The sequence below is a fragment of the Pseudomonas sp. P1_F1_2 genome, from assembly GCF_056405815.1.
The window spans coordinates 1-2,418 of record NZ_JBFUBK010000206.1; the positions used below are offsets into that span (position 1 = coordinate 1).

The window sequence follows — 2,418 nt, forward strand, 5'->3', positions numbered from 1 at the left end:
CGGTATCCCTCCGGGGACACTGCCCTCCGGTCGGCTTCGCTTCGACCTACATGCAGCGTGTTCGACTGCGTCGAACGGCGCTGCGCGCCACTCCCCGGATGAACACCTCCACTCAGCCTCCCGAAGGGGCGGGTGGATCAAGATCAAGAGCTGTAGGCGAGCTAACGCTCGGCCTGATGAGTGGTGAGAAGCGGCCGGTGTACTCATTCCCTGTAGGAGCTTGGCTTGCCAGCGATGGCGGCCTGACAGCCAACCAGTCTCTTCCAGATGTCCCCATTCCCTGTAGGAGCTTGGCTTGCCAGCGATGGCGGCCTGACAGCCAACCAGTCTCTAACAGACGGCCCCGGTCCAATTGTAGGAGCGAGCCTGCTCGCGATGGCGGCCTGACAGCCAACCAATCTCTTCCAGATGTACCCATTCCCTGTAGGAGCTTGGCTTGCCAGCGATGGCGGACTCACATTCAACATTGAAGTCGACTGACACACCGTCATCGCGAGCAGGCTCACTCCTACAGGGAGGATTGGTTTCTGCCCGGAGATTAGCGGTGTGGCGTGGGTTTGGGGATTTCGAGGTTATCCATCATCCGGTTCGCTGCCAGTTCCGCCAGCATGACGATCTGCTGAATCGCCATCGCCGTGTTCCGATGCGGGCCTTCCAGATAGGCGGCAAAATCGCCGGCCATCACACTGGCCTGGGCCAACGATTCACAAGTGTGGGCCAGCAAGTCCTCGTCTTTGATATTGGGCGCAAGCACGAACATCGTGCTGGGCTTGCGAGTCGCGGGTGATTTGAGGGCAGCGGGGTTGAGGTAGTGATTCAGCGCGCGTTCGGCGGCTTCGTTGAGTTTTTTCGAATCGATGGATTCGTAGGGGGAAACGTCGTCGGTTTCCGGAGGATTCGGTGATTCTTTAATCATTGGCAAAGATCCTTGAAGTCGAGGAGCCGCCACTTTCCGTTTTCCAGACGATTGGGTGGCAGCTGTACGCGGACTGGAAAAACCGAGAAGGATCAAACCCGGCAGACCCGAAGGTCTCCCACGCACAGCCGCCATAACTTAAATCGCGGAGCTGAAAAAGCGCCGCATTATGTCATGTGCTGTGACCCTATCTTCGGGTTTTCCAGGCCCGATCGCTGAAAAGCCAGCGACGCCCAAAGCCTACCCATTTCCCGTCTGACCCAACAACCGACAGAACCCGTCGGAAACCTTCCCCAAATTCTCCGCGTCTGTAGGACCGTGAAATCAGTTCGCCACCCGGGCGCCAGCCAGGCTCCCGCTCAATTCATATGCCGCCAGTTCCGCCTGATGCGCCGCCAGAATCTCCGGCAACGACCCGCGCAAGTACTCGACCCACGTCTTGATCTTCGCATCCAGATACTGGCGCGACGGGTAGATCGCGTACAGGTTCAGCTCCTGCGACCGGTACTTGGGCATCACTCGCACCAGCGAGCCATTGCGCAGCCCTTCAATCGCCGCGTACACCGGCAACACGCCAACGCCCATGCCGCTGGTGATTGCGGTCTTCATCGCATCTGCCGAGTTCACCAAAAACGGTGAGCTGTTGATGGTCACCATTTCCTGGCCATCCGGGCCGTCGAAGGCCCATTTCTCCAGCGGGATCACCGGGCTTACCAGGCGCAGGCACATGTGGTTGAGCAAGTCGCTGGGCTTTTGCGCGCAGCCGTTGGCTTTCACATAGGCCGGCGAGGCGCAGACGATGCTGTAGGTGATGCCCAGGCGCTGGGACACGAAACCCGAGTCCGGCAGTTCGCTGGCCAGCACGATGGACACGTCGTAGCCCTCGTCGAGCAGGTCCGGCACGCGGTTGGCCATGGTCAGGTCGAAGGTGACGTCCGGGTGGGTCTTGCGATAGCGGGCGATGGCGTCGATCACGAAGTGCTGACCGATGCCGGTCATGGTGTGCACCTTGAGCTGCCCGGCCGGCCGCGCATGGGCGTCGCTGGCCTCGGCTTCGGCTTCTTCGACGTAGGCCAGGATCTGCTCGCAGCGCAACAAGTAGCGCTTGCCGGCTTCGGTCAGGGCGATGCGGCGGGTGGTGCGGTTGAGCAGGCGGGTTTGCAGGTGGGCTTCCAGGTTGGAGACCGCGCGCGAGACGTTGGCCGTGGTGGTGTCCAGTTGCACGGCGGCGGCGGTGAAGCTGCCGGCCTCGGCCACGTAACTGAAGGCGCGCATGTTTTGCAAAGTGTCCATGGGGTGCTCTCGGGTTCGATGGCAAATTGTGACACGAAGTTTCAGGGGCTGAGACCCCGACAAAGGGATTATCGCGTTAACGGTAACAAAGATTCACAAGAATCCCAGCTTATCGCCAACCAGACCCACCCCTAGAATTGCGCCACTGTAGGAGCCGGGCTTGCCCGCGATGGCATCACCGCGGTCATCCAGACCCACCGCGGTGATGC

The 2,418-nt window shown here is 60.5% G+C and carries 2 protein-coding genes; both read right to left on the minus strand.

The annotated features are described in order from the left end of the window. Positions 1 to 538 precede the first annotated feature (538 nt). The gene (locus AC1D2P_RS30575; RefSeq protein ID WP_046026749.1) at positions 539 to 916 is read right to left on the minus strand and encodes a DUF6124 family protein; all 378 of its coding nucleotides are present in this window, start codon (positions 914 to 916) and stop codon (positions 539 to 541) included. Between the two features lie 324 nt (positions 917 to 1,240). Continuing rightward, positions 1,241 to 2,209, minus strand: a complete 969-nt coding sequence (locus AC1D2P_RS30580) for a LysR family transcriptional regulator (protein WP_046026746.1) — start codon at positions 2,207 to 2,209, stop codon at positions 1,241 to 1,243. Between the last annotated feature and the right edge of the window lie 209 nt (positions 2,210 to 2,418).